This is a genomic window from Streptomyces sp. 71268 (assembly GCF_029392895.1).
Classification (GTDB): Bacteria; Actinomycetota; Actinomycetes; order Streptomycetales; family Streptomycetaceae; genus Streptomyces.
In genome coordinates this window covers 6,581,359-6,605,668 of the sequence record NZ_CP114200.1, presented here as the reverse complement: position 1 = coordinate 6,605,668, position 24,310 = coordinate 6,581,359, and the positions used below count along the sequence as shown (strand labels likewise).

At 74.9% G+C, this 24,310-nt stretch carries 20 protein-coding genes and 1 riboswitch; of the genes, 10 read left to right on the top strand and 10 right to left on the bottom strand.

Annotated elements, in window-relative coordinates; genetic code table 11:
- Positions 1 to 22: 22 nt before the first annotated feature.
- Both OYE22_RS26315 and rsmH read right to left on the bottom strand, forming a co-directional pair.
- Entirely contained in the window at positions 23 to 697 is a 675-nt protein-coding gene (locus OYE22_RS26315; RefSeq protein ID WP_277324329.1) for a septum formation initiator family protein, read from the bottom strand.
- Positions 698 to 729: 32 nt separating this feature from the next.
- On the bottom strand, positions 730 to 1,689 hold the full coding sequence (rsmH, locus tag OYE22_RS26310; RefSeq protein ID WP_277322704.1) for a 16S rRNA (cytosine(1402)-N(4))-methyltransferase RsmH: 960 nt from the start codon (positions 1,687 to 1,689) through the stop codon (positions 730 to 732).
- A gap of 382 nt (positions 1,690 to 2,071) precedes the next feature.
- Here rsmH and OYE22_RS26305 point away from each other — a divergent pair, with 382 nt between their 5' ends.
- From OYE22_RS26305 to OYE22_RS26290, 4 genes are all read left to right on the top strand, one after another.
- Positions 2,072 to 2,629, top strand: a complete 558-nt coding sequence (locus OYE22_RS26305) for a carbonic anhydrase (protein WP_277322703.1) — start codon at positions 2,072 to 2,074, stop codon at positions 2,627 to 2,629.
- A 344-nt stretch (positions 2,630 to 2,973) separates the two neighbouring features.
- Complete coding sequence (locus tag OYE22_RS26300; RefSeq protein ID WP_277322702.1) at positions 2,974 to 3,972, top strand: MoxR family ATPase; 999 nt, start codon at positions 2,974 to 2,976, stop codon at positions 3,970 to 3,972.
- The gene (locus tag OYE22_RS26295; protein ID WP_277322701.1) at positions 3,972 to 5,336 is read left to right on the top strand and encodes a DUF58 domain-containing protein; all 1,365 of its coding nucleotides are present in this window, start codon (positions 3,972 to 3,974) and stop codon (positions 5,334 to 5,336) included. The genes OYE22_RS26300 and OYE22_RS26295 overlap by 1 nt, the downstream gene beginning before the upstream one ends.
- Positions 5,333 to 7,762, top strand: a complete 2,430-nt coding sequence (locus OYE22_RS26290) for a DUF3488 and transglutaminase-like domain-containing protein (RefSeq protein WP_277322700.1) — start codon at positions 5,333 to 5,335, stop codon at positions 7,760 to 7,762. Before OYE22_RS26295 ends, OYE22_RS26290 begins: the two co-directional genes overlap by 4 nt.
- A 538-nt stretch (positions 7,763 to 8,300) precedes the next feature.
- Here the strand turns inward: OYE22_RS26290 and OYE22_RS26285 are convergent.
- From OYE22_RS26285 to OYE22_RS26275, 3 genes are all read right to left on the bottom strand, one after another.
- A complete protein-coding gene (locus tag OYE22_RS26285) occupies positions 8,301 to 8,708 on the bottom strand; it encodes a DUF3040 domain-containing protein (protein WP_277322699.1) in 408 nt (135 codons plus the stop codon).
- Positions 8,709 to 9,012: 304 nt separating this feature from the next.
- Entirely contained in the window at positions 9,013 to 9,786 is a 774-nt protein-coding gene (locus tag OYE22_RS26280) for a methyltransferase (protein ID WP_277322698.1), read from the bottom strand.
- A gap of 114 nt (positions 9,787 to 9,900) precedes the next feature.
- Positions 9,901 to 10,422 carry an SAV_6107 family HEPN domain-containing protein gene (locus OYE22_RS26275; RefSeq protein WP_277322697.1) on the bottom strand — a complete coding sequence of 174 codons (522 nt, stop codon included), beginning with the start codon at positions 10,420 to 10,422 and terminating at the stop codon, positions 9,901 to 9,903.
- Positions 10,423 to 10,908: 486 nt separating this feature from the next.
- Between OYE22_RS26275 and OYE22_RS26270 the strand changes: the two genes are divergently transcribed.
- From OYE22_RS26270 to OYE22_RS26255, 4 genes are all read left to right on the top strand, one after another.
- Complete coding sequence (locus tag OYE22_RS26270) at positions 10,909 to 11,868, top strand: ATP-binding cassette domain-containing protein (protein ID WP_277322696.1); 960 nt, start codon at positions 10,909 to 10,911, stop codon at positions 11,866 to 11,868.
- Positions 11,840 to 14,071 (top strand): YhgE/Pip domain-containing protein, encoded by a 2,232-nt coding sequence (locus OYE22_RS26265; RefSeq protein WP_277322695.1) that lies wholly within the window; start codon positions 11,840 to 11,842, stop codon positions 14,069 to 14,071. Before OYE22_RS26270 ends, OYE22_RS26265 begins: the two co-directional genes overlap by 29 nt.
- Positions 14,072 to 14,115: 44 nt before the next feature.
- Positions 14,116 to 14,790, top strand: a complete 675-nt coding sequence (locus OYE22_RS26260) for a TetR/AcrR family transcriptional regulator (RefSeq protein ID WP_277322694.1) — start codon at positions 14,116 to 14,118, stop codon at positions 14,788 to 14,790.
- Positions 14,791 to 15,252: 462 nt separating this feature from the next.
- Positions 15,253 to 16,812 (top strand): NAD(P)/FAD-dependent oxidoreductase, encoded by a 1,560-nt coding sequence (locus OYE22_RS26255; RefSeq protein WP_277322693.1) that lies wholly within the window; start codon positions 15,253 to 15,255, stop codon positions 16,810 to 16,812.
- Positions 16,813 to 17,028: 216 nt separating this feature from the next.
- Here OYE22_RS26255 and OYE22_RS26250 read toward each other — a convergent pair whose 3' ends face one another.
- The 5 genes from OYE22_RS26250 to OYE22_RS26230 all read right to left on the bottom strand — a co-directional run bounded on the left by OYE22_RS26250 (position 17,029) and on the right by OYE22_RS26230 (position 22,119).
- On the bottom strand, positions 17,029 to 18,216 hold the full coding sequence (locus tag OYE22_RS26250) for a hypothetical protein (RefSeq protein ID WP_277322692.1): 1,188 nt from the start codon (positions 18,214 to 18,216) through the stop codon (positions 17,029 to 17,031).
- 51 nt (positions 18,217 to 18,267) lie between these two features.
- Positions 18,268 to 19,185 carry a methylenetetrahydrofolate reductase [NAD(P)H] gene (gene metF / locus OYE22_RS26245; protein ID WP_176161163.1) on the bottom strand — a complete coding sequence of 306 codons (918 nt, stop codon included), beginning with the start codon at positions 19,183 to 19,185 and terminating at the stop codon, positions 18,268 to 18,270.
- Positions 19,186 to 19,307: 122 nt separating this feature from the next.
- A complete protein-coding gene (gene thiE, locus OYE22_RS26240; RefSeq protein ID WP_176161164.1) occupies positions 19,308 to 19,994 on the bottom strand; it encodes a thiamine phosphate synthase in 687 nt (228 codons plus the stop codon).
- Between the two features lie 187 nt (positions 19,995 to 20,181).
- Complete coding sequence (locus OYE22_RS26235) at positions 20,182 to 20,547, bottom strand: Rv2175c family DNA-binding protein (RefSeq protein ID WP_277322691.1); 366 nt, start codon at positions 20,545 to 20,547, stop codon at positions 20,182 to 20,184.
- A gap of 339 nt (positions 20,548 to 20,886) precedes the next feature.
- Positions 20,887 to 22,119, bottom strand: coding sequence for an FAD-dependent oxidoreductase (locus tag OYE22_RS26230; RefSeq protein WP_277324328.1), 1,233 nt, complete (start codon positions 22,117 to 22,119; stop codon positions 20,887 to 20,889).
- A 228-nt stretch (positions 22,120 to 22,347) separates the two neighbouring features.
- A riboswitch (TPP riboswitch) is annotated at positions 22,348 to 22,459 on the top strand.
- Between OYE22_RS26230 and thiO the strand changes: the two genes are divergently transcribed.
- Together thiO and thiS are read left to right on the top strand one after the other, a co-directional pair.
- Complete coding sequence (gene thiO, locus OYE22_RS26225) at positions 22,457 to 23,980, top strand: glycine oxidase ThiO (RefSeq protein WP_277322689.1); 1,524 nt, start codon at positions 22,457 to 22,459, stop codon at positions 23,978 to 23,980. (Overlaps the previous riboswitch by 3 nt.)
- 3 nt (positions 23,981 to 23,983) lie before the next feature.
- Entirely contained in the window at positions 23,984 to 24,208 is a 225-nt protein-coding gene (gene thiS, locus OYE22_RS26220) for a sulfur carrier protein ThiS (protein ID WP_277322688.1), read from the top strand.
- Positions 24,209 to 24,310 lie beyond the last annotated feature (102 nt).

The following is a 24,310-nucleotide window of genomic DNA, read 5'->3' as shown; positions in this document are numbered from 1 at the left end:
GTCGTCGATGTGCGGCACAACGTCACCTGCCGAAGGTCGGGGTGGAGTTCGCTGGCGGATCGGTGCCGGGCACCGGCGGCTGGCCGGCGGGCGCGGCGCCCGGGGCGGCGTGGCCGGTGGCGGGCGCGGTGGCCCCCGGGCCCACGGTGTGGCCGGAAGGGGTGGGCGTCCGCGTGCCCGGGATGGCCGAGGGAGCCGGGGTGACCGGGGCGGGGGCGGCACCCGACGGGGCGGGCGTCGCGGTGGTGCCCGGGCCGAGGGTCGGACCGGACGGGGCGGGGGCCTGGGCGGCCGGCGGCGGGCTGGACGGCCGGAGCGCGGGCGGCAGTACGGCCGTCGGGGCGCTCTGCGTCGTCGGCTCCTTCGTCGCCGGCGCCGGCACGCCGCGTACCGTGCCGTCCGGGTTCAGGAACGCGGGGCCGCCGCCCGGTACCAGGCCCAGTTCGCGGGCCCGCCGCTCCAGGGTGTTCGGCTGGGCCAGCTCGTCCACCTCTTGTTGCAACGCCTGCTGCTCGTCCGTCAGGTCGTCGGTCTGCCGCTCCAGCCGGCTCAGCTCGAAGGAGCCCTGGTTGAGCGAGGAGTTCAGCACCAGCAGCGTGATCAGCCCGGAACCCAGCAGGACGACGACCAGCAGCACGAACGGGGCCCGCCGGGCCGAGCCCCGGCCCGTCGGCCGCAGCCGTACCAGCCGGGTCATCCGGCCATCGCCGGTGCGCTGCCGCGGGCCGCTCACGGGGCCTCCTCGCGAATGCGCTGCGCACCTCGCAGTCGGGCCGGGGCGGCGCGCCGGTTCTCGGCCACCTCTTCCTCGGTGGGCAGCTCGGCCCCGCGCGTGAGGAGTTTGAGGCGTGGCTGGTACTGCTCGGGCACGACGGGCAGCCCGGGCGGCGCCGTGCTGGTGGCTCCGGCCGCGAACACCTGCTTGACCAGCCGGTCTTCGAGGGAGTGGTAGGCGAGTACGGCGATCCGGCCGCCGACGGCGAGGCGGGACACGGCCGCCGGGATGGCGCGCTCGACGCTCCGCAGCTCGCCGTTGACCTCGATGCGCAGCGCCTGGAAAGTGCGCTTGGCGGGGTTGCCGCCGGTGCGCTTGGCGGCCTGGGGCAGCGCGTCGCGGATCAACTCGACGAGGCGCGCGCTGTTGGCGAAGGGTTCCTTCGCGCGCTCGCGCACCACGGCCTCCACGATCTTGCGCGCGAACTTCTCCTCCCCGTACGTGCGCAGCACCCGCACCAGGTCGCCCGGCGGGTAGGTGTTGAGCACCTCGGCGGCGCTGATGCCGGTGCTCTGGTCCATCCGCATGTCGAGCGGGGCGTCCTGGGCGTAGGCGAAGCCGCGGTCGGCCTCGTCCAACTGCATGGAGGACACGCCGAGGTCGAAGAGGACGCCCTGCACGCGGGGTACGCCCACCCGGTCGAGGACCTCGGGCAGCTCGTCGTAGATCGCGTACACCAACGTGGCGCGGTCGCCGTACGGGGCCAGCCGCTCGCCGGCGAGCCTGAGCGCGGCCGGGTCGCGGTCGAGCGCGATGAGCCGGGCGGCGGGGAAGGTGGTGAGCAGGGCCTCGCTGTGCCCGCCGAGCCCCAGCGTGCAGTCCACCACCACCGCCCCTGGCTCGGCGAGCGCCGGAGCGAGCAGATCCAGACAGCGCTGGAGCATCACGGGAACGTGGAGAGCGTTGCTGCTCATGCGCCCTTCCAGAGAGGGTGAGGGGGTCACGTGCCGCCGGGTCCCCGCCCGCTCGCTGAAGGGGAAGCGGCCTACTGGCGCCGGGGAAGTGACGTCAGGCGGCCGGGAGCGGGAGGAGGCCGAGTGGCACGTACACGCCGCACACGCGGGAGATTTGTCGATGCGAGGGGAGCGACACGTCTCCCACTTCGCGTCACTTTAGTCCACTCGTCCCTTCGGTCAACCAACTGGCCAGCGCGTCTCCCGCCTGTTCTTCGCCGCCCGATTCACTCGTTGGGAGCAGCCAACCACTCCCTGTGGGTTACCTCACACGGAGCCTGGTTGATCGGCTTTACCCCACCCTCTCGCGGCGTTTCGGTCCGGCGCCGGTTACGGTCGTGCCATGTCGACATCTGCGCCCTCACCGCTGAACTCTTCCCCTGACAGTGACAGTGCCGCCGTGGGAACGGTGACCGACGCCCTCGTCGCCGCCAACCAGCGCTACGCCGCCACGTTCACCGATCCCGGCATGGACGCCCGCCCGGTGCGGCGCGTCGCGGTCGTCGCCTGCATGGACGCCCGCATCGACCTGCACGCGGCACTGGGTCTCGAACTGGGCGACTGTCACACGATCCGCAACGCGGGCGGTGTGGTCACCGATGACATCATCCGCTCGCTGACGATCAGCCAGCGGGCGCTGGGCACCCGCAGCGTGGTGCTGATCCACCACACCGGCTGTGGTCTGCTCAGCCTGACCGAGGACTTCCGGCACGAGATCGAGGAAGAGGTCGGCCAGCGCCCCGCGTGGGCGGTCGAGGCGTTCCGCGACCTGGACGGGGACGTGCGGCAGTCGATGCAGCGGGTACGCACGTCGCCGTTCCTGCCGCACACCGACGACGTACGCGGCTTCGTCTTCGACGTGACCACCGGGCTGCTTCGGGAGATCAGCCCGCGTCCCTGAACCACGCGCCCGAGCTTGGCCGCCCGAGTCGCCCACCCGACCACCTCGTCGCGCGGGGAACCTGCGATCATGACGAGCCCGCCAGGCGGCCGGGCCACGCGCGCCGCGCGGCCACGGGTGGCGATCTCGGTGAAGGCACCAAAACAGCACAGTCGAATCCGCCGCAACGCCCCCACGTCCGGCATTTCGCCCCGGGTTATCCACAGGCGAGTGACGGGCAGTGGCAAGGGCGGCAAGAATGCCTACGTGACATCACGCCCCGCCACCGTGGAGTGGTGTCGGTGTTTGGGGTGGGCCGGTCCACGGCGTGGACGCGGCTCGGGGAACGGGCCGAGGAGGGCCGGGTGACGACCTATGAGGATCGAACGAGCCTCACCGATCTGACCGCCACAGCGGATCGAGTCCGCAGGTCGGTGGAGGAAGTGATCGAGGGCAAGCCCGAGGTCGTACGCCTTTCGCTGACCGTGCTGCTCGCCGAGGGGCACCTGCTGATCGAAGACGTGCCGGGCGTGGGCAAGACGATGCTCGCCAAGGCGCTCGCGCGCTCCATCGACTGCTCGGTGCGGCGCATCCAGTTCACCCCCGACCTGCTCCCGTCGGACATCACCGGGGTGAGCATCTACGACCAGCAGCGCAAGGAGTTCGAGTTCAAGCCGGGCGCGATCTTCGCGCAGATCGTCATCGGCGACGAGATCAACCGCGCCTCCCCCAAGACGCAGTCGGCCCTCCTCGAATCGATGGAGGAGCGGCAGGTCACCATGGACGGCGAGACGTACGAACTGCCGAGCCCCTTCATGGTCATCGCCACCCAGAACCCGGTCGAGATGGAGGGCACGTACCCCCTGCCGGAGGCGCAGCGGGACCGCTTCATGGCCCGGGTGTCGATCGGCTACCCGCACCCCGAGGCGGAGCTCCAGATGCTCGACGTGCACGGCGGCGTCTCCCCGCTGGACGACATGCGGCCGGTGGCGCACGCGCACGACATCGTCAAGCTGGTCGACGCGGTGCGCACGGTGCACGTGGCCGAGCCCGTGCGGCGTTACGCCGTGGAGCTCGTCGGCGCCACGCGACACCACCCGGAGCTGCGGCTCGGCGCGTCACCTCGGGCCACGCTGCACCTGGTGCGCGCCGCGAAGGCGGCCGCGGCGCTCGCCGGCCGGGAGTACGTGCTCCCGGACGACGTGCAGGCCCTGGCCGTCCCCGTGCTGGCGCACCGCCTGCTGCCCACGGCCCAGGCCCAGCTGGGCCGCCGTACCTCGGAGCAGGTCATAGCCGAGATCCTGCACCGTACGCCGGTGCCCTCGCCGTACGGTCAGCAGCCTCCGGGCGCCCGGAGGGCGTGATGTCCGCCGGGGGGACGTCGGTGGATCGGGACCCCGGGCTTGGGGGTGTGCACGCGGCGCTCGCCGGGTTGACGACGCGCGGCAGGTCCTTCCTCGCCGCCGGTGTGGCCGCGGCGTTGTGCAGCTTCGTGCTCGGCCAGGCGGACCTGTTGCGCGTCGGGCTGCTGCTGATCGCGCTGCCGCTGGTCTGCGTGGCCGTGGTCTACCGCACCAGGTACCGGGTGGCCGGCAGCCGGCGGCTGGACCCGGGCCGGGTGCCGGCGGGCTCGGAGGCCAGGGTGCAGTTGCGGATCGACAACGTGTCCCGGCTGCCCACGGGCGTGTTGATGCTCCAGGACCGGGTGCCGTACGTGCTGGGGCCCAGGCCCCGCTTCGTCCTCGACCGCGTCGAGACGGGCGGTCGGCGCGAGGTCTCCTACCGGGTCCGCTCCGACCTGCGCGGGCGCTATCCGCTGGGGCCCCTGCAACTGCGGCTGACCGACCCGTTCGGGATGTGCGAGCTGACCCGTGCCTTCAGTGGCTACGACACGCTCACGGTGGTGCCGCGGGCCGAGCCCCTTCCCCCCGTGCGACTGTCGGGCGAGGCCGCGGGGTACGGGGACGGCAGGCACCGCTCGCTGGCGCTGGCCGGCGAGGACGACGTGATTCCGCGCGGCTACCGGCACGGTGACGACCTGCGCCGGGTGCACTGGCGCTCCACCGCGCGCTACGGCGAGTTGATGGTGCGCCGCGAGGAGCAACCCCAGCGCGCCCGCTGCACGGTGCTGCTCGACACCCGCCGGGTGGCACACCAGGGAGCGGGCCCCGACTCCCCCTTCGAGTGGGCCGTCTCCGGCGCGGCGTCGGCCGCGGTGCACCTGCTGGAGCGCGGCTACTCGGTGCGGCTGCTCACCGACACCGGCAGTTCGGTGCCCGGCCACGACGGCGCCGGCGGGCACGCCAGCTCGCACGATTCGGCGGACGCCGCCGGGCTGGTGCTGGACACGCTCTCGGTCGTGCGGCACTCGGACGGCGCCGGGTTCTCCCGCGCCCACGACGTGCTGCGCGGCGGTGACGAGGGCCTGCTCGTCGCGTTCCTCGGCGAGCTGGACGAGGAGCAGGCGATGCTCGTCGCCAGGATGCGGCAGCGCAGCGGCGTGGCCGTGGCGTTCGTCCTCGACGGCGCCGCCTGGGCGCGCGGCGGGGCGTGGACGCGGCCGCGCCAGCTCGACGAGCGGCTGCGCCTGTTGCGGGACGCCGGCTGGGCGGCGCTGCCGGTCGCTCCCGGCACGCCGCTGCCCGAGCTGTGGCGGCAGGCCGATCAGTATCGAGCGCGGCACGGCGGCGTCACGGCGCCCGGTGCGGCGGACGGAGGCTGGGCATGAGTGGAAGCGCCCGGCTGGCGCTGTGTGCGACGCTGGCCACGCTGGCGGCGAGCTGCGCCCTGTTGCCGCTCGTGGACGGCTCCGGCTGGCTCCTGCAGGCGATGGTGCTGCTCGGTGTCCAGGCCGTGATCGGGGTGCTGGCCCGCCGGGTTCCGCTGGCCCGCCCGCTGACCGTCGCGACCCAGGCCCTGGCCGGGCTGCTTCTGCTGACCCTGGCCTTCGCGCGGGACCAGGCGATCGCGGGCGTGCTGCCAGCCCCCGCCGCCTTCCGCGAACTGGGTCGGCTGCTCAGCACGGGCGTCGACGACGTCGAGCGGTACGCCATACCGGCGCCCAGCACCACCGGCATCGAGCTGCTCCTCGTCGGCGGCGTGCTCGTGATCGGCCTGGTGGTGGACGCGCTCGCGGTGACGTTCCGCAGCGCCGCCCCCGCCGGGCTGCCTTTGCTCGCCCTGTTCTCCATCGCGGCCGGCCTGTCCGACGGCGGCTTCGACTGGCTGTGGTTCCTGGCGGCCGGCGCCGGCTACCTCGTGCTCCTGCTGGCCGAGGGCCGCGACCGGCTGTCGCAGTGGGGTCGCGTCTTCACCGGCGGTACGGGCCCGCGCGGCCAGGGCCGGGCGTCATCGGGCCTGGACGTGGGCAGCACCTCCCTGTCGCCGGTGCGCACGGGGCGCAGGATCGGCGTCCTCGCGCTCGGCATCGCGCTGGCCGTGCCGGCCGTGCTCCCGTCACTGGACGGCGGGCTGCTCGACCAGCGGGCCGGCGACCGCGGGCGGGGCGACGGCACCGGCGGCACGGTCCTGGGCGTCGACCCGGCGGTGTCACTGCGCGAGAGCCTGAACCAGCCGGAGGACAAGGAGGTGTTGCGCTACCGCACCTCCAGCCCCGAGACCCGGGACATGTACCTGCGCATCGTGGCGCTCGACAACTTCGACGGCTCCTCGTGGAAGCCGTCGAAGCGACCGGTGGAGGACGTCCCCGACATCCTCCCCTCCCCCGCGGGGCTGGGGCCCGACATCCGCACGAACCCGGTCGAGACCCAGTTCCAGGCAGCCGACTGGTACGCGCAGAACTGGCTCCCGATGCCCTACCCCGCGTCCGAGGTGCGCATGGACGGGCGCTGGCGCTTCGAACCGGAGGGCCGCACCATCGTCGGCGACCGGGGACAGACCACGCGCGGCGTCCAGTACGCGGTCTCCAGCCTGGCCGTGGACCCCACCGCCGCCCAGCTCTCCCAGGCCCCACCGCCACCTCCGGAGCTGCTCCGCGAGTACACCCAGATACCCGACTCGCTGCCGTCGGTCGTGGCCCGGACGGCGGACAGGGTGACCCGGGGCGCGAGCAACGCCTACGAACAGGCCGTCAAGCTCCAGGACTGGTTCTCCCTCGAGGGCGGCTTCCGCTACGACACCCAGGTGGAGACCGGCAGCGGCAGCGAGGCCATCGCCCGCTTCCTCCGGGACAAGGAGGGCTTCTGCGTCCACTTCTCCTTCTCCATGGCGGCCATGGCCAGGACGCTGAACATCCCCGCGCGCGTCGCGGTCGGCTTCACCCCGGGCACCGCGCAGACCGACGGCTCCATGTCGGTGGGCCTGCGGGACGCGCACGCCTGGCCCGAGCTGTACTTCGAGGGCGTCGGCTGGACGCGCTTCGAGCCCACGCCGAGCCGGGGTACGCAGCCCGACTACACCATCGAGGAGACCCCCTCCGACGACGGCTCGGTCCAGCCGCTGCCGCGGCCGACCCGTTCGACCGAGCCGTCCACCCGTCCCTCGCCGTCGGAGAGCTGCACGGTCGACATGAAGCGGCTCGGCGAGTGCGGCGGGCCCGCCCCCAAGGAACGGGACGAGGACGACAAGGACAGCGGCTTCCCCTGGGTCAGGACCACGCTGATCAGCGCGGGCGCCCTGGCCGCCGTGACCATCCCGCTGCTGCCGCTGCTCTGGCGGGTGCGGATACGGTCGCGACGGCTGGGTGAGTCGGCCGGACGCACCCCCGAGGCCGCCACCGCGCGCACGGTGGCCGCCTGGCAGGAGTTGCTGGACACCGGCTGGGACTACGGCATACCCCCCGACGACTCGCTGACCCCGCGCAAGGCCGCGGCCCGCGTCGTCGGCGTGGGCAAGCTGACCGGGCCACCGGCGGAGGCCGCGCACCGCGTGGCGGCGGCGGTGGAGGAGACCTGGTACGCACCACGGCCACGGCCGGCGGCGGGCCTCGCGGAGGACGTACGGCTGGTGGCGGCGGGACTGCGCGAGGCAGCCACCAAGCCCGCGAGGCTACGCGCCCTGCTGCTGCCCCGCTCGGCATCGCGAATCACCGAGCAGGCCGCGAGGCGCTGGGCCGAGCTGCTCGACCGCTGGCGCGCCTCCGCGTGGCAGCGCCGGCTCGCCAACCTGCGTTTCCCGAGCCGGCAGCGCGGCTGACCCGGGCCGCCCGGCGGACGGAACGCCGGCCGGGCGGCCTGGGCCAACCCCGGTGGCTGGCTGTGGATTGGGGGGCTGACCGCTCGGCCGACCGACGGGCCGGGTGCCGGCTGGTCGGTTGGCTGACGGGTCGGGTGGCGCGGACCCGCGAACGCGGGCCCCGTATGCGAGCCCGTACGGCCGCTCGCTTCCGAGCGGTCCGCGTCGGGCCTGCCCGCGTCCGTCCCCTCACCGCACCACAGCGCCCATGACGTGACCACGGCTCCCCGCCCACCCGGCGTTCCGCTCACGGGCGTGGCCGGTCCCGGCGCGGCGGCGCGGCGACGGTGGGACCCCGCGTCGCGCGGGCGTCGTGGCGGAATACGAAAGAGCTGTGGGGGGACCGCCAACGTGCGGTGCTCCGCCCACAGCTCTTCGCTGGTGAACGTGGTTCAGGGGTGGTGATCCGGGAGTCGGGTCGAAGGGCCCGACCCCGCGTCGGCGGGGGTTCGTCGTCCGGGACACCCGCGCCTTCGCGCTGACGGAGTGCGGTGAGTCCCTAGTGACCCTGTTCGTCGCGGCGGCGCTGCCACCGCTCCTCGATACGATTCATCATCGAACGACGCTGGTGACGACTTGGCTTGCGTGGCGCTGCCGCCCCGCCACCACCCGTCCCCTGCGCCTGCTCGCCTGGCTTGGGCGCCTTGCGCCAGCCGGTCACGGCCAACACGGCACAGCCCAGCATGACGAGGAAGCCTACGACGCTGATCCAGATCTGCTGGGCGACCATCCCAGCCATAAGGAGCGCGATGCCCACCAGAAAACCCGCGACCGCCTGGTAGACCCGTCGCCGGGTGTACGTGCGCAGGCCGCTACCCTCAAGCGCTGTCGCGAACTTGGGATCTTCGGCGTACAGCGCTCGCTCCATCTGCTCGAGCATGCGCTGCTCGTGCTCCGAGAGCGGCACGGAGTCCTCCTACTCGTCGGTCGCGGGGGGCGACCGGGGTGCGACCCTTCCAGGATAGGCAGGGAATCGCCCCCGTGAAACCCGCCCCTCTGCGCCAATTCACCCACCAGAACCGCAGTGGTGCCTGATAGCTCTGAGACGTCCATTCCCCACCCACCGACCCGCCATGCCGGACCGTGTGCCTTCGATCATACGGGGGGAACGGGCTGATCGGGTGGCCTGTGGTCGACTGCACGCCGGTCTCACGGCCATTGCCACGCGCTAGCCCACGCGAGTGACGGATGGGGCTGCGCTCACCGCGGAATCACGGCCGCTCGGCCAGTACGTGCAACTGGGTGGCGACGGAGTGGAAGGCCGGCTGTTCCGCCGCCGCGGCCTCCAGCCGCAGCAGCGCGTCCATGGCGCCGGGCTCGGTGTCCACCAGGACCCCGGGGACCAGGTCCGCGAAGACGCGCACGCCGTGCACCGCGCCCACCCGCAGCCCGGCCGCCGTCACCAGGTCGGAGAGCTGGTCGGCGGTGAAGCGCCGTGGCACCGGGTCGCCCTCGCCCCAACGCCCGGCCGGGTCGGTGAGCGCCTGCCGGGCCTCGGTGAAGTGCCCGGCCAGCGCGCGGGCGAGCACGGCGCCGCCGAGTCCGGCCGCGAGCAGGCTGAGCACGCCCGCCGGGCGGAGCGCGGCGACGGCGTTGCGCACGCCCTCGGCCGGGTCGTCCACGTACTCCAGGACGCCGTGGCAGAGCACCGCGTCGTAGCCGCCGCGCTCCACCACGTCGAACAGGCCGTGCGCGTCACCCTGCACGCCGCGCACCCGGTCGGCCACGCCCGCCTCGGCGGCCCGGCGCTCCAGCGCGAACAGCGCGTTGGGGCTGGGGTCCACCACGGTGACCCGGTGCCCGAGCCGTGCGACGGGCACGGCGAAGTTGCCGGTCCCGCCGCCGGTGTCGAGTACGTCCAGGGCGTCGCGCGCACCATCGCCGCCCTGTCGCTCGGCCTTGACCCGGCGGTCCAGGGCGTCCTTGAGGACATCCCAGACCACGGCGGTACGGAGGGATGCGCGGGGGCGCAACGGGTCTGACACAGCGGGTGGCTCCTCGGCGCGGCGCCGACCCGGCCTGTGGCGGTGTCGGCGGGAGATGACGTCGTAAAGCCCCAGCCTATTGCCTCCGGCGCCGCGTCCGGCCGCGCGGTGCGGTCAGCCCCGCGCGGCGTCGTCGCGTGGCGCCTGCCGGGGCAGCACGGGTTGCAGCACCAGCATGCGCTCGACGATGCGCAGGAACATGCTCGCGTCCCGGAGCAGGTCGTCCGCGTCGCGGTCGCTGGCCGCGCCGCGTATGCCCGCCTCGGCCCGGGCCCGGCGGGCGGCGCCGGAGGCGAACAGCGCGCTCCACTCGGTCAGTTCCGGCGCGACTTCCGGCAGCACCTCCCAGGCGCTGCGGATGCGCTGCCGCCGTCGCGGGTTGGTCTCCGGGCGGCCGTGGACGGCGAGCACGGCGGCGGCCGTGCGCAGGGCGGCGAGGTGGGCGGTGGCGAACCGCTCGTTGGGCACCGCCAGCGCGGCGGCCTCCTCTAGTCCGTGGTGAGCCTGGGTGAGCAGATCGAGGGCCGCGGGCGGGGCCGTGGCACGGCGGATGACGGGGTGGACATCGCTCGCGGGACCGGGCAACGAGGGGGCAGCGGCGGCACGGTGCCGTCGTGCGGCGGCGGTACTGGCCATGACGAACCTCCTGTCGTCGTCGGGCGGCCCGACCGTGTGGTAAGAGGGCCGCCGTATGTGCCCATCGTGGGGCACACCACTGACAATCGGCGCTGACCTGCACGAACGCCCGATAGTCGGGTCGCGGCGGCCCCTCGGGGGCCCGGGCGGCGGCGCCCTTGCCGTGTGCGTGGCCCGCCCCGCCCGCCGGCCGGCCCCGGCGCTCGCACCGCCTCGCGCCCCACCCGCCCCGGTACCCACCGCATCGAGCCAATTCCGCGACGGGCGGCCACCTCTCCCGTACCCGTACGCCTCCTCGCGCCCCGCTCACCCGCGAGCGCCCCGCTCTCGCGCCCGGCGCCGCCCGACGTCGCTCCGTACCCGCCTCACCGCCGCCCGAATACCGGTCCGCCCTCCCTCAGCCCCCTCCGCCTGCCACCCGGGTGGTGTCGCGGCGCTCTTCGCGTGCATACTTTTTAGACTGACCAGTCAGATCAAAGGAGTCTCGTGTTGCGAACCCCTCGTCCTGCCGAGGAGGCTCACTCTCGGTCCGGGGCGGCCGTCACGGCCGAGGGGCTGGGCGTGCGCGGGCCGCGCGGTTGGGTCTTCCGCGACATCAGCGTGGTGGCGGACCCTGGAGCGCTGATCGCGATCGCGGGCCCGTCCGGGTCCGGTCGCACCTGCCTGCTGCTCGCGCTCACCGGCCGGATGCGCGTCACCGCCGGCCACGCGGAGGTGGGCGGTCACCGGTTGCCGCGCCAGATGACGGCCGTGCGCCGCAGCACGGGGCTCGGCCCCGTACCGGGCGTGACCGATCTCGAGCCGGCGCTCACCGTCGCCGAGCACCTGCGGGAGCGCGCTCTCCTCACCCGGCGGTTCGGCGGCTCGCCGCGCGCCCTGTTCCGGCCGCGCTCCGCGCGTGCGGCCGAGTCGCGTGCGCGGATCGAGGACGCGCTCCACCGCGCCGGCCTGGACGTCGACGCACTGCCCAAGGGCGCCCGGACCGCCGTGCGCGACCTGGAGCGCCTTGAGGTCCTGCGCCTGTCGGTGGCCCTCGCGCTCATCGGCGCCCCGCGCCTGTTGGCCGTCGACGACACGGACCTCAAGCTGTCGCCGGCCGACCGGGAGCGCGCCTGGTCGATGCTGCGCGGCATCGCGGAGGGCGGCACGACGGTCCTCGCGGTGTGCGGCGAGCCGCCGGCGGACGCCGTGGTGCTGTCGACCAACCCGGGCGACAGGGAGCGGGCGCACGATCCGGCGCACGCGCGGGAGGAGGCCGACGCCACCCCGGCGAACGGGCCGGCCACCCAGCGGCCCGCGGCCAGCACAGACGAGGCCGGCACAGACGAGGTCAGCACGGACGAGACCGGCGCGGACGGGCCCGGCGGGCAGGGCAACGGGCGGCACGGGGCCCACGAGCACGAGGGAGGGGCGTTCGATGCGATCGCCGAAGCTGGCCGCGCTTGAGCTGAAGCGGTTCGGCCGGGGGAAGCTGCCGCGCGCCGCGCTCGCCGCGATGATGCTGCTCCCCCTGTTGTACGGGGCGCTCTACCTGTGGTCCTTCTGGGACCCGTACCACCGCCTCGACAGGATCCCGGTCGCGCTCGTCAACGCGGACGAGGGCGCATCGGTGGACGGTGAGAAGCGGGTGATCGGCGACGACCTCGTGCGCGGGCTGCGGGACAGCGACACCTTCGACTGGCACGAGACCAGCGCCAAGGAGGCGCGCGAGGGTGTGGAGGACGGCACGTACTACCTGTCGCTGACCGTTCCCGCCGACTTCAGCGGCCAGCTCGCCTCCAACTCCGGCGACGCCCCGGAGACCGGCGCGCTGAAGGTGCGTACCAACGACGCGAACAACTACATCGTGGGCCAGATCTCCCGCAGCGTCTTCTCCGAGGTGCGCGCCGCCGCGTCCGCCAAGGCGTCGCGCGGTTTCTACGACAAGATCTTCGTGAGCTTCTCCGACATCCACGGCAAGACGGAGGAGGCCGCCAAGGGCGCCGACAAGCTCGGCAAGGGCATCGGGGACGCCAAGAACGGCGCCGACAAGATCCACAAGGGCCTCGACAAGGCCGAGAAGGGCAGCAGTTCCCTCCAGGGCGGCGTGACGAAACTGCACTCCGGGGCCGGCCGGCTCAAGGCGGGCGCGGGCGACGTGGCCGACGGCACCCAGCAACTGGCCGACAAGGTCAACGGCGCCTACCGCGACAACGCGAACGCGCGCGCCTTCCTCAAGGAGCACGGCAAGGACATCGGCGAGGCCGCCCGGCTCGTCGCCGACACCTCGCAGCGCATCGGCGACAACCTCGACACGCTTCCCAGCTCCACCGGTACCGCGGCCCGCGAGGCCCGCACGGCGGCCGACGACCTCGCCACCGAGTACCGCGAGCAGTGCGCGGACGCCGGATCGCCCACGCCAGCCCCGAGCGGCGGCGCGCCCGGCCCCACCGCGAGCCCCGCGCCCCCGACGGCCGCCACACCCGACACACCCGCCCCGGACGCCGGCCCCACCACGCCTGCGCAGCGCCCCGGCGTGCCCGGCGCACCGTCCGGCTCGGTGTGCGCCGCGCTGGGCAGCGCCGTGGAGGCCGCGGAGCGCGCCGCCGACGTCGCGCGCGACCTCGACGCGCTGGTACGGAGCAACACCAAGGGCCTGGACGAGCTGGCCCGGAACCTGGACGACGTGCACGACAAGGCCGTCTGGCTGGCCGAGCGCGCCCCGCACCTGAGCCGGGACATCGACTCCGCCGTCGCCAAGATCAACGCGCTCAACGACGGCGCGCACCAGGTCGCCACCGGAGCCGGCGACCTGCACACCGGGCTCACCAGCGCCAAGAGCGGGGCCACCTCCCTGCACACCGGCGTGGACGACCTGTACACCGGCGCGGGCAACCTCAACGGCGGGCTGTTCAAGCTGGTGGACGGCTCGCAGAAGCTGTCCGGCGGCCTGCACGACGGCGTCAGGAAGATCCCCGACTACGACAAGGAGCAGCGGGACGCCCGTACCGAGGTGATGGCCGACCCGGTGCGGCTCGCCTCCCAGTCGATGCACGCGGCACCGAACTACGGCACCGGATTCGCGCCGTACTTCATCCCGCTCTCCCTGTGGGTCGGCGCGATGGTGGCGTACATGCTCATCCAGCCGCTAAACCGGCGCGCGCTGGCCGCCGGGGCCTCGCCCGTGCGGATCGCGCTGGCCGGGTGGCTACCGGTCGCGGCCATCGGCGCCCTCCAGACGGCGGCCCTGATGGCCGTGTTGCACTGGGGGCTCGGCCTGGAGATGACCCGCGCCGCCGGCACCGTGGGCTTCCTGGCGCTGGTCACCTGCTGCTTCGCGGCGATCGTGCAGTGGCTGAACGCGCGTTTCGGGCCCGCCGGGCGCATCCTCGTCCTCGCGGTGCTGATGTTGCAGTTGACGTCGGCCGGCGGCACCTACCCCGTGCAGACGAGCCCGGCGTTCTTCAACGCGCTGCATCCGCTGCTGCCGATGAGCTACGTCGTGGAGGCGCTGCGCAGGTTGATCACCGGCGGCGGTCTGGAACCGGTGTGGCAGGGCAGCCTGGTGTTGCTGGCCTTCACGGTCGGCGCGCTCGCGCTGACCACCCTCACGGCCCGGCGCAAGCAGGTGTGGACCATCGACCGGCTGCACCCGGAGCTCACTCTGTGAACCGCGCGCGCCGGCCGACCCCGCCGACGGGCAGAATCGGGGGCATGAACACCAGCGCCGCGCCCGCCCCGAAGACGCCCCCGGGGCCACCCGCCGACAAGCGCCGCGAGGGCACGCGGCGCAGGCTCTTCGAGGCGGCGGTCACGCTCATCGCGGAGCAGGGCTTCTCCTCCACCACGGTGGAGGAGATCGCCGAACGCGCCGGGGTCGCCAAGGGCACCGTCTACTACAACTTCGCCAGCAAGTCGGTGCTCTTCGAGGAGTTGCTGCGGCACGGCATCGAGCTGCTGCGGGACGCGTTGCAGGAGGCCGCCGACACGGTGGCCGCGCGCGGCGGCGGCAGCGTGGACGCGCTGGACGCCATGATCCGGTCCGGGCTCGCCTTCATCGACCGCTACCCGGCGCTGACCCAGCTCTACGCGGCCGAGCTGTGGCGCACGAACCGGGCCTGGCAGTCGACCCTGATGGTGGTGCGCGCACAGGTCCTCGCCGTCATCGAGGCTGTCCTGCGGGACGGCGTGGCCAGGGACGAGCTGAGCGCCGAGATCGACACCGGGCTGACGGCGTCGGCCCTGTTCGGCATGGTCCTGGTGGCCGGGGTCGACTGGAAGTCGTACCAGCCGCAGCGCAGCATCGACGACGTGCACGCCGCGCTGTCGCTGCTGGTCCAGGGCCGGGTGGGGGGCACCAGGGCGCCGGGCCCGGGCCCGGCCGCGTAGCGGGGCCGGGGCGGGGCGTCGGTGGCGGGGCCGGCTGGCGCGCCGGCGCCGCCACCCCCGGCGCACAGGCGAAGGCGCTGTTCTGGCGTCGATCGATCCCCCTCGACCGCCCCCAGAACAGCGCCTGCCCCGTACTCCCCCGTTGTTCCCCCGTACTCCCCCCGTATCCCCCGTTGCTCCCCCGTGTCCGGCGGCCCCGAGGGGCCGCCGCGTCGCGGTGGTCCCCCGAGCCAACCCGCCCCCCGTCTCGGCAGGGTCGCCGCGCCGCTCCGCCGCCCCGTGTCGGCGGTGTGACGCCAGCGTCCCTGCCGCGGCCCTCACTCTTCCGTCTCCGCAGGTGGAGCCCCATCCGCGCACCTACTCATCTGGGTGACTGAGTACGCGTACCTACCGCGTGAGTTCTCGCGCCGAGGCCGGGGCCGGCCGGCGGCGTTGTCAGAGGGGGCGGATAAAGTCGCGGGCATGGCACGGATTGCGGTGATCGGCGCCGGGATGGGCGCGATGGCAGCCGCCGCCAGGCTGGCCGTCGCGGGCCACCGGGTGGCGGTGTACGAGCGCGGTGCGACGCACGGCGGCGGTGTGGGGCGGCTTGAGCGGGACGGCTTCGCCTTCGACACCGGCCCCGGCCTGCTGCACCTGCCCGCCGTCTACCGCGATCTGTTCGTCAAGACCGGCAAGGAGTCGCTGGAGCAGTGCGTCGAGCTGCGCCAGGTCGATCCGGCCGGCGCCCACGTCTTCGCCGACGGCACCACGGTCACGCTGCCCAACGCGTCCCGGGCCGGCGTGGTCAGCGCGCTGGACGCCGCGTTCGGCGCCGGGTCGGGCGAGCGGTGGAGCGATCTGGTCAACCGCGCGCGCGAGGTCTGGGACGCCACCCGGCGCCCCCTGCTGGAGGAGCCGCTGCGCGCCGACCGGGCCGCGCTGGCCGACGACCCGTATCCGGCGCTGCGGCGCGGCTGGTTCCAGCGCGGCCCCGCCCCGCTGGCCAAGGTCGCCCGGCGCGAGCTGGCCGACCCCCGGCTGGCCGCGCTCCTGGAGAGCCAGGCCCTGGCGTACGGCCTCGACCCGCGCGCGGCGCCGGCCAGCGCGAGCGTGCTCGCCTATCTGGAGCAGACCTTCGGGAGCTGGTACGCGCGGGGCGGGATGCGCGCGCTGGCCGACGCGCTCCACGCGCGCTGCCTGGCTCGCGGGGTGGAGTTCACCTTCGGCGCGGAGGCCAGGGCCGTGCTGGCCAAGGACGGTCGTGCCGCGGGCATCGAGCTGGCGGACGGCACCACGGTCACCGCCGACTCGGTGGTCGCCGGCGTGAGCCCGGAGCGACTGGCGCGCCTGCTCCCGCCGGAGGCCGTCGCCGGCTCGGCGCCGGTCGCGGAGGGCGACGAGGACAGCGGGCCGCGAGCGCCGCTCGGCCGGTTCTCCGTGCTGCTGGCGCTGCGTGGCGCCCGCCCCACCGACGCGCCGCACCGCACGGTGGTGCACCCGGCGGACCCCGACGCGGAGTACGCGGAGTTGTTCCCGACCCGCCCCGGCCGGCGGCGGGCGGCGGCCCCGGCGCCCGGCCCGGGGGTGGCCACGGCGCCGACGGTCACGGTGTCGCGACCCGCCGACCCCGAGCTGGTGCCGGACGGCGACCACGAGGCGGTGACGCTCACGGCCGCCGCGCGCCCGCACACGGCGGTGGACTGGACTGACGCGGAGCTGGCCGAGCGGTCGGCGGACCGCCTGGTCGCGGCGGCCGAGGCGGCCGTGCCGGACCTGCGGAGCCGCGTGTTGTGGCGCGAGATACGCACGCCGTACGACACGGCACGGGAGACGGGCGTGGCCACCGGCAGCGTGCCGGTCCCCTCGCTCGCGGGGGCCGGCGGCCGGTACCTGGCCCCGGCCAACCCGGCCCAACTGCCCGGCCTATACCGGGTGGGCGGCTGGTCGCACCCGGGCGGCGGCCTCGCGCACGCGGGCATGTCGGGCGCCATGGTGGCCGGGCTCATCGTCGACGGCGCGGACTGGCGCGGCTCGCAGTAGCCGCCCCTCCCGGGCCGGTCCGACCACGGGTCACCGGGCCGCCGCCCGTCCGGCGCGCGGCCGTCACCCAGCGCGCGGCGGGTCCGTGCGCGACGGGTTGTCACGCGCCGAGTTGGTACGCGAGGGGCCCGTGCCCGGCGGCTGCCGCGCGGTGGTCGGCGCGTACCCAGCGGCCCGCTCCGTCCTCCGCCCGGGGCTCGGTCGTCGCGGGCGGCGTCAGTAGCGGTACTGGCCGTCCGGGTCGTGGTGGCCGGGGTAGTACGGGTCGGGCTCGCCGGGGGGCGGGGTGATCGGCGGGGTCTCGCCGTCGCGCTGTTGCGGGACCCACGCGCCCTCGGGCGGCGCCTGCGGGGAGAACTGCTGCGGCACGCCGTAGCCGGACGCGGGGTAGCCGGCCTGGTCGTACCCGTCGTACCCGTCGCCGCCGAGGCCGCCCGGGGCGTAACCCGTGCCGTAGCCGCCGGCGGTCTGGCCCGGGAAGCCCGCTGGGTCGGAGTAGCCCGCGGCCGGGTCGTAGCCGCCCGGGGCCAGGTCGTGCGGGGCGAGGTCGCCCGCGGCGAAGCCGGTCGGGGCGACCTCGTTCGCGGCGGCGGGCTGGCCGTAGGGGTCGTGCGGGGTTTGGCCGTAGCCGCCCTGGGCGTACGGGCCCGGCGCGCCGAGGGGGCCTTGGCCGTAGCCACCCAGAGGGTCGCCGGTGTGGGCGTACGGGTCGTCGGCGGGCGACGGTGGGGCGCCGTAGGGCTGCTCGGGGTAGCCGGCGTACGGGTCCGCGCCGTAGCCGTCGTAGCCGCCGGGCGGGTAGCCGTGCTGGCCGTCGCCGGCGCCCTGACCGTCGTAGGTCGCGTAGGCCTCGTAGCCGCCCGGCCCACCCGGACCGGCGGCGGCGCCGGTGTCGCCGGAGGAGGGCGGGCCGCTCGGCGCGGCGGCGAACGGGGTGTCGGCGGAGTCCGTGCGGTATATGCCGTAGCCGTCGGTGTCGTCGGGCAGCGGTTCCGGTTGGTAGGTCGGCGGGACGGGCGGCTCGACGGGGGCGGGCGGGGCCCCCGGCTCAGCCTGCTCGGCCTGGAGGTCGGAGACGCGTAGCGTCGGCTCGGACGCGGGGGCGCCGCCGCGGCGGCGGCCCTTCCCGCCGCCGGTGGCGCGCCCCGCGCCGCCCGAGCCGCGCAGCGACCAGCCGGTGACGAAGCCGCGCCGGAAGGAGAGCGTGACGTAGGTCTGGCCGACCGCGAAGGCCGCGGTGCCCGCGCCGATCAGCGGCACCGACCCGAGGACGACGCCGAGCACGACGCCGAGGAAGCCGGTGAAGGCCAGCAGCCGCCAGCGCAGCCGCGCCTTGTGCTGCAACAGCACCTCACCGAGCAGCCACAGGGCGACGACGCCGAACGCGCAGTAGAGGACCGCCATGCCCGTGTACGCCCCTCTCGTCCGGCCGCGGGTGCGCGGCCGTCACCGCTTTCAGGGCCGTTGGTGCAGCCCGAGGTTCTCGTAGATTTCCAGCGTCGCCGTGGAGTGGTTCAGGGTGATGAAGTGCAGCCCGGGGATCTCCTCGGCCATCAACCGCGCGCACAGTTCGGTGGCGTAGTCGATTCCGATTGAGCGTACAGCCGCCGGATCGTCCTTGACCGCCAGGATGCGCGAGGCGAGTTCGGGCGGGAACGCGGCGTTGCTCAACTGCGCGAACCGCTCGATCTGGCGGACGTTGGTGACCGGCATGATCTCCGGAATGATCGGCGTGGGGCAACCGGCCGCCGCGACCCGGTCCCGCAGTCGCAGGTAGTCCTCCGGGTAGAAGAACATCTGGGTGATCGCGAAGTCGGCGCCCGCGCGGCACTTGTTGATGAAGTGCCGGATGTCGGTCTCCCAGTCCTGGGAGCGCGGGTGCATCTCCGGGAAGGCCGCGACGCCGACGCAGAAGTCGCCGGACTCCTTGATCAGTTCGACGAGTTCGGCGGCGTACGAGACGCCCTCGGGGTGGCGCACCCACTCACCCATCGGGTCGCCGGGCGGGTCGCCACGGACCGCCAGCATGTTGCGGATGCCCGCGTCGGCGTACTGGCCGATGACGTTGCGCAACTCGGTCAGCGAGTGGTTCACGGCCGTGAGGTGGGCGACCGGGGTGAGGGTGGTGTCGGTGGCGATCCGCTCGGTGGCGCGGACGGTGCCCTCGCGCGAGGAGCCGCCCGCGCCGTACGTCACGGACACGAAGGTGGGGGCGACGGCCTCGATGCGACGGATGGCATTCCACAGGGTCCGCTCGCCCTTCTCCGTCTTCGGGGCCGCGAACTCAAACGAATACGACTGTTCACCGGATGCGAGGAGTTCGCGCACCGTACGGGCGTGATCGGTCCGGGTGGATGCTGTGCCAAGGGCCATACCAGCAGGTTATCGAGCCGCGCCCGAGGCCCCCAACCGTCCCCGGCGTTATGCCCGGATAGCGCGGATCGCTCCAGTGTTTTCGGACACCGGCCCGCGGGCGGGCGGGCCGCGCCGGGCGGCTACGCCGAACGCTCCCGCACCCGTTTGGCCAGGTGGGCGGTGGCCTCGGCCGGGTCAGCGGCCTCGGTGATGGCGCGCACCACGACGACCCGGCGGGCCCCGGCGTCCAGGACCTCGTCCAGGTTGCCGGCGTCGATGCCGCCGATGGCGAACCACGGCCGGTCGGAGTCGAGCGAGGCCGCGTACCGCACGAGGTCGAGCCCGGGGGCGTGCCGGCCCGGCTTGGTCGGGGTCGGCCAGCAGGGGCCGGTGCAGTAGTAGTCCACGCCGGGCTCGACGGAGGCGGCACGGGCCTCGGCCTCCGCGTGGGTCGACCGCCCGATCAGCACCTCGTCGCCGAGGATGGCGCGGGCGGCCGGCACCGGCAGGTCGCCCTGGCCCAGGTGCAGCACGTGGGCTCCCGGCTGGTGGGCGCCACGGGTGGCGAAGGCGACGTCCGCGCGGTCGTTGACGGCCAGCAGGGCGCCGTGCCTGCGGCACGCCTCGGCGAAGACGGCGAGGTGGTCGAGTTCCTCGGCCGCCTCCATGCCCTTGTCGCGCAACTGCACGATGTCCACGCCGGCGGCGAGCACCGCGTCGAGGAACTCCGGCAGGTCCCCCTGGCGCTTGCGGGCGTCGGTGCACAGGTACAGCCGGGCGTCGGCGAGTTGCTCGCGCGCGGCGGCTGCGGTGACTGCGGCGGCCATGGGATGGCCTCCCCCCAGATCAGCGGCGTACGGGCCGGGCGCGGGTGCGCCGGCCCGGCCCGTACGCCGGACGGTTACGTGCTGTGGGCACTACGGAACGGATCGCGAAGCGGGTCGCGCGGGGCGCGGACGGCGGCGCGCCACGGGCCGGCGGCCCGCGACGGCGCCCCGGCACCGCGCGTGCGCCCTACACCGCGAGCGCCTGCGCCCGGCGCTTCACCTCCGTGCCGCGGTTCTCGCGGAGCGCCTGCGCTGGGGTGCCGGGGAGTGTCGGGTCCGCGGTGAACAGCCACTCCAGCATCTCTTCGTCGGTAAAGCCGTCGTCCCGCAGCAGCGTCAGGGTGCCTACCAGGCCCTTGACGATGCGGCCCTCGCCGATGAACTCGGCTGGCACCTGGAGCGCCCGGTTCTCGCCACGGCGCACCGCGATCAACTGGCCCTCCTTGACCAACTGCCGCACCCGGGTTACCTCGACGTCGAGCAGTTCGGCGATGTCGGGGAGGGTGAGCCAGGCAGGGACGAGAGCATCGGTCTTTGCGTCAATCTCGGTCACGGGACAAGCCTGCCATCTGGGACTGACACTCGGTAGCCGAAAACGGTCAGCTACCCCCTTCTCACACCTCGGCCGCCCGCTCTGACCTGGGGTTTTACGCCGAGAAGCGATCCGTGGCGGCTACCGGGCGGCGCCGCCGCCGGGCCTCGCCCGGCCGGTTCGCGAGCGGCCCGGGCGCCCGGCCGCCGCGCCCGGTACGCGCCAGCCGGCCACCTCGCCCAGCCCGCTCGCCGGGCGCCCGCGAGGGGCGGCGGGCCCCACGCGGCGCGCCCGCGGGCCCCTGCCGCCGGCCTGGCCCGCCGCCCGCGGGCCCCTGCCGCCGCCAGCCCGGCCCGCGCGTCAGCGGACGGCGGACTTGAGTGGCACCGACGGGTCGGCCGCGCGGGCCTCGTCCAGGTGGGCGCCCTGCTCGATCAGCTTGCGGCCCTGGGTCAGGTCGCGCGGGCGGCCCACCGCCAACAGGGCGATCAGGGCCCCGTCGCGCAGCCAGCACACGCTCCAGGCGGCGCTCGTCGGGTCGCCGCGCCAGACCATCGTGTCCGCGGCCGTGTGGTGACCCGCGTACTGCACGAACCGGCCGAACTGCTCGGACCAGAAGTACGGCACCGGGTCGTAGACCGGCCCCGTGAAGTGCGCGGCGTCACCGCCGACGATGTGGGCCGCGACCGTGCGCGGCCCCTGGAGCGCGTTGTCCCAGTGGTGCACGAGCAGCCGCTGGCCGTAGCGGGCCGAGGGGAAGGAGACGCAGTCGCCGACCGCGTACACGTCGGGGGCCGAGGTGCGCAGCGCGCCGTCGGCCCGCACGGAGCCGTCGGGCCCCAGGGCGATGCCCGACTCCGCCAGCCAGCCCGTCGCGGGCCTGGCCCCGATGCCGACCACCACGGCGTCGGCCGGCAGCCGGGTGCCGTCGGCGAGCGAGACCGCCCCCGGCTCCACGGCGGCCACCCGCGCCCCGGTGCGCAGCACGGCCCCGCTGTCCGCGTACCAGCCGACCATGTGCGCGGCCACCTCGGCCGGCAGCGCGCCGGCCAGCGGCCGGTCCGCGGCCTCGACCACGGTCACCGCGCAGCCCGCCTCGCGGGCCGCGGTGGCGAACTCGGCCCCGATCCAGCCGGCCCCGACGACGACGATGTCGTGCTGTGCGGCGAGCACCGGCCGCAGCCGCTCCGCGTCATCCAGCGTGCGCAGCAGGTGCACGCCGGGCACGCCCTCGCTGCCGGGCAGCGCGATCGGCTCGGCGCCGGTGGCGATCACGAGATGGGCGTACGGCACCGGGCCCGCGTCGGTGACCACGAGGCGATCGGCCGGCCGCACGCCGGCCACCCAGCGGCCGAGCTGGAGGTCGATGCCGAGCGCGGCGAAGTCCACGTCGAAGGCCGACCCCTCGGCCTTGCCGAGCAACACCGCCTTGGACAGCGGTGGCCGGTCGTACGGCTGGTGGGGTTCGCCACCGAGCAGCGTGATGGTGCCGGTCCAGCCCTGCTCACGCAGGGCGACCGCGGTCTGCACCCCCGCCATGCCGGCCCCGACGATCACGACCCGGCGGTCGTCGCCGCTCGGGCCACCGGTCACGGCGCGGCCCTGGCCGCCGTTACGCGTCTCCTCGGTGTCCTCGCTCACGCGATCACTGTAGGACGAGGCGTCTCACGGGCCGCAGCGCCGTGCGGGGAGATCTCCGACACAAGGTCGCCCGCCGTGACACGGCGGGCCCGCGCTCCGGGCGCGGGGTCGGTGGCCCCACCACGGATACCGGGCCCGCTCCGTTTCGGGGCCACGGGGGGCGTATTAGGGTGGCGGGTGCACACCACTCGCGGGAGCCCGGACGCACCGGGCTGAGAGGGGGGCTGGCGGCCCCCGACCGTACGAACCTGATCCGGGTCATTCCGGCGAAGGGAGGGGCTGGACGCCCATGCACGCGTCTGCCGAGGACCACGCGGCCGCCCACGACGGGGCCGCCGCGACCGCGCCCCCGTACCACGAGGACCCGCACCGTCCCCCGCCCGGGGCCCGCCCCGCTGACGCGCGGCGGCCCGCGCCGCAGGGGGCGGTGGCGGCGCGGCCAGCGGCCTCCGACGTCCGCTGTGACGTGCTGGTCATCGGCGGCGGCATCATCGGCCTGGTCACCGCGTGGCGCGCCGCCCAGCGCGGGCTGCGCACCGTGCTGGCCGACCCGGCGCCCGGTGGCGGGGCCGCCCAGGTCGCGGCGGGCATGCTGGCCGCCGTCACCGAGACGCACTACGGCGAGGAGACGCTGCTCGGCCTGAACCTGGCGTCCGCGCGCCGCTACCCCGACTTCGCCACCGAGCTGACACAGGCGAGCGGCCAGCCCACCGGCTACCGTGCCTGCGGCACCCTCGCCGTCGCGCTCGACAGCGACGACCGGGCGCAACTCCGCGACCTGCACGCCCTCCAGCAGCGCTGCGGGCTCGACGCGCGGTGGCTGACCGGGCGTGAGTGCCGGCGCCTGGAGCCGCTGCTCGCGCCCGGCGTGCGCGGTGGCGTGTGGGTCGAGGGCGACCACCAGATCGACCCCCGGCTGCTCGCCGCCGCCCTGCTCACCGCCTGCCGGCGCGCCGGGGTCGACTTCCGGCACTCCTGGGCGCGCCGACTGACGCTGGCCGGCCCCGGGGACGCCCGGGAGGCCGCGGAACACGCCGGTGACCGGCGCGCGACGGGTGCCGTGCTGGCCGACGGCGCCCGGGTCGCGGCGGGTCAGGTGGTCCTCGCCGGCGGCAGCCTCAGCGGCCGGCTCGCCGGGTTGCCCGCCGACGTGGTGCCGCCGGTGCGGCCGGTGAAGGGCCAGTTGCTGCGGCTGCGGGTGCCGGCCCCGCTGGCCGCCGCGGGGCCGTTCCTGTCCCGCACCGTACGGGCCGTGGTGCGCGGCGGGCAGATCTACCTCGTGCCCCGGGTGAACGGCGAGCTGATCGTCGGGGCGACCACCGAGGAACTCGGCTGGGACACCACCGTCACCGCGGGTGGCCTGTACGAGCTGCTGCGGGACGCGCACGAGGTGCTGCCGGGCGTCACAGAGCTGGAGCTGGTCGAGACGCTGGCCGGGCTGCGCCCCGGCTCGCCCGACAACGCGCCGCTGCTCGGCCCGACCCGGCTGCCCGGCCTGGTCCTGGCCACCGGCCACCACCGGAACGGCGTGCTGCTCACCCCGGTGACCGGCGACGTGCTGGCCGAGGTGCTGACCACCGGCGAACTCCCCCCGTACGCCCACCCGTTCACGCCCCTGCGCTTCCCCCCAGCGCCAGCACCAGCACCAGCACCAGCACCAGCGACCGTGCCAGTCCGCGAGACGGCCAGCGGCGGCCCCACGCCGCCGCCGTACGACACGTCACCGGTCGCGCCCGCCGGGCCCGCGCCGGCCCCGGCGCCCGACCGGCCCGCCCTGGCCACCCGGCCGACCGACGCACCCCAGGAGCCGTAAGCCATGACCGTCTCCCCTCCCGCCACCCTCACCGTCTCCGTCAACGGCGAGCCCCGGCAGGTGCCGGACGGCACCACGCTCGACCAGCTCGTCGCCACGCTCACCGCCGCGCCGGGCGGCGTCGCCGCCGCCGTCAACGAGGCGGTCGTCCCGCGCGGGCAGTGGCCCGCCACCGCGCTGTCCGCCGAGGACCGCGTCGAGGTGCTCACCGCCGTACAGGGAGGCTGATCCGTCCCCCATGTCCCACCCCGCACTCGACCACCACCACTCCCCCGACACCCCGTCCGACCCGCCCGTCCCGTCCAACCCGTCCAACCCGTCCGTGGGTGC

Bases quoted from the DNA above. Each gene is read 5' to 3' on its own strand.
- rsmH (WP_277322704.1), bottom strand. From the start codon at position 1,689: ATGAGCAGCAACGCTCTCCACGTTCCCGTGATGCTCCAGCGCTGTCTG.
- OYE22_RS26295 (WP_277322701.1), top strand. From the start codon at position 3,972: ATGTCCGCCGGGGGGACGTCGGTGGATCGGGACCCCGGGCTTGGGGGT.
- thiE (WP_176161164.1), bottom strand. From the start codon at position 19,994: ATGGCCGCCGCAGTCACCGCAGCCGCCGCGCGCGAGCAACTCGCCGAC.
- thiS (WP_277322688.1), top strand. From the start codon at position 23,984: ATGACCGTCTCCCCTCCCGCCACCCTCACCGTCTCCGTCAACGGCGAG.
- OYE22_RS26250 (WP_277322692.1), bottom strand. From the start codon at position 18,216: ATGGCGGTCCTCTACTGCGCGTTCGGCGTCGTCGCCCTGTGGCTGCTC.
- metF (WP_176161163.1), bottom strand. From the start codon at position 19,185: ATGGCCCTTGGCACAGCATCCACCCGGACCGATCACGCCCGTACGGTG.
- OYE22_RS26275 (WP_277322697.1), bottom strand. From the start codon at position 10,422: ATGGCCAGTACCGCCGCCGCACGACGGCACCGTGCCGCCGCTGCCCCC.
- OYE22_RS26265 (WP_277322695.1), top strand. From the start codon at position 11,840: ATGCGATCGCCGAAGCTGGCCGCGCTTGAGCTGAAGCGGTTCGGCCGG.
- OYE22_RS26290 (WP_277322700.1), top strand. From the start codon at position 5,333: ATGAGTGGAAGCGCCCGGCTGGCGCTGTGTGCGACGCTGGCCACGCTG.
- OYE22_RS26260 (WP_277322694.1), top strand. From the start codon at position 14,116: ATGAACACCAGCGCCGCGCCCGCCCCGAAGACGCCCCCGGGGCCACCC.
- thiO (WP_277322689.1), top strand. From the start codon at position 22,457: ATGCACGCGTCTGCCGAGGACCACGCGGCCGCCCACGACGGGGCCGCC.
- OYE22_RS26255 (WP_277322693.1), top strand. From the start codon at position 15,253: ATGGCACGGATTGCGGTGATCGGCGCCGGGATGGGCGCGATGGCAGCC.
- OYE22_RS26315 (WP_277324329.1), bottom strand. From the start codon at position 697: ATGACCCGGCTGGTACGGCTGCGGCCGACGGGCCGGGGCTCGGCCCGG.
- OYE22_RS26305 (WP_277322703.1), top strand. From the start codon at position 2,072: ATGTCGACATCTGCGCCCTCACCGCTGAACTCTTCCCCTGACAGTGAC.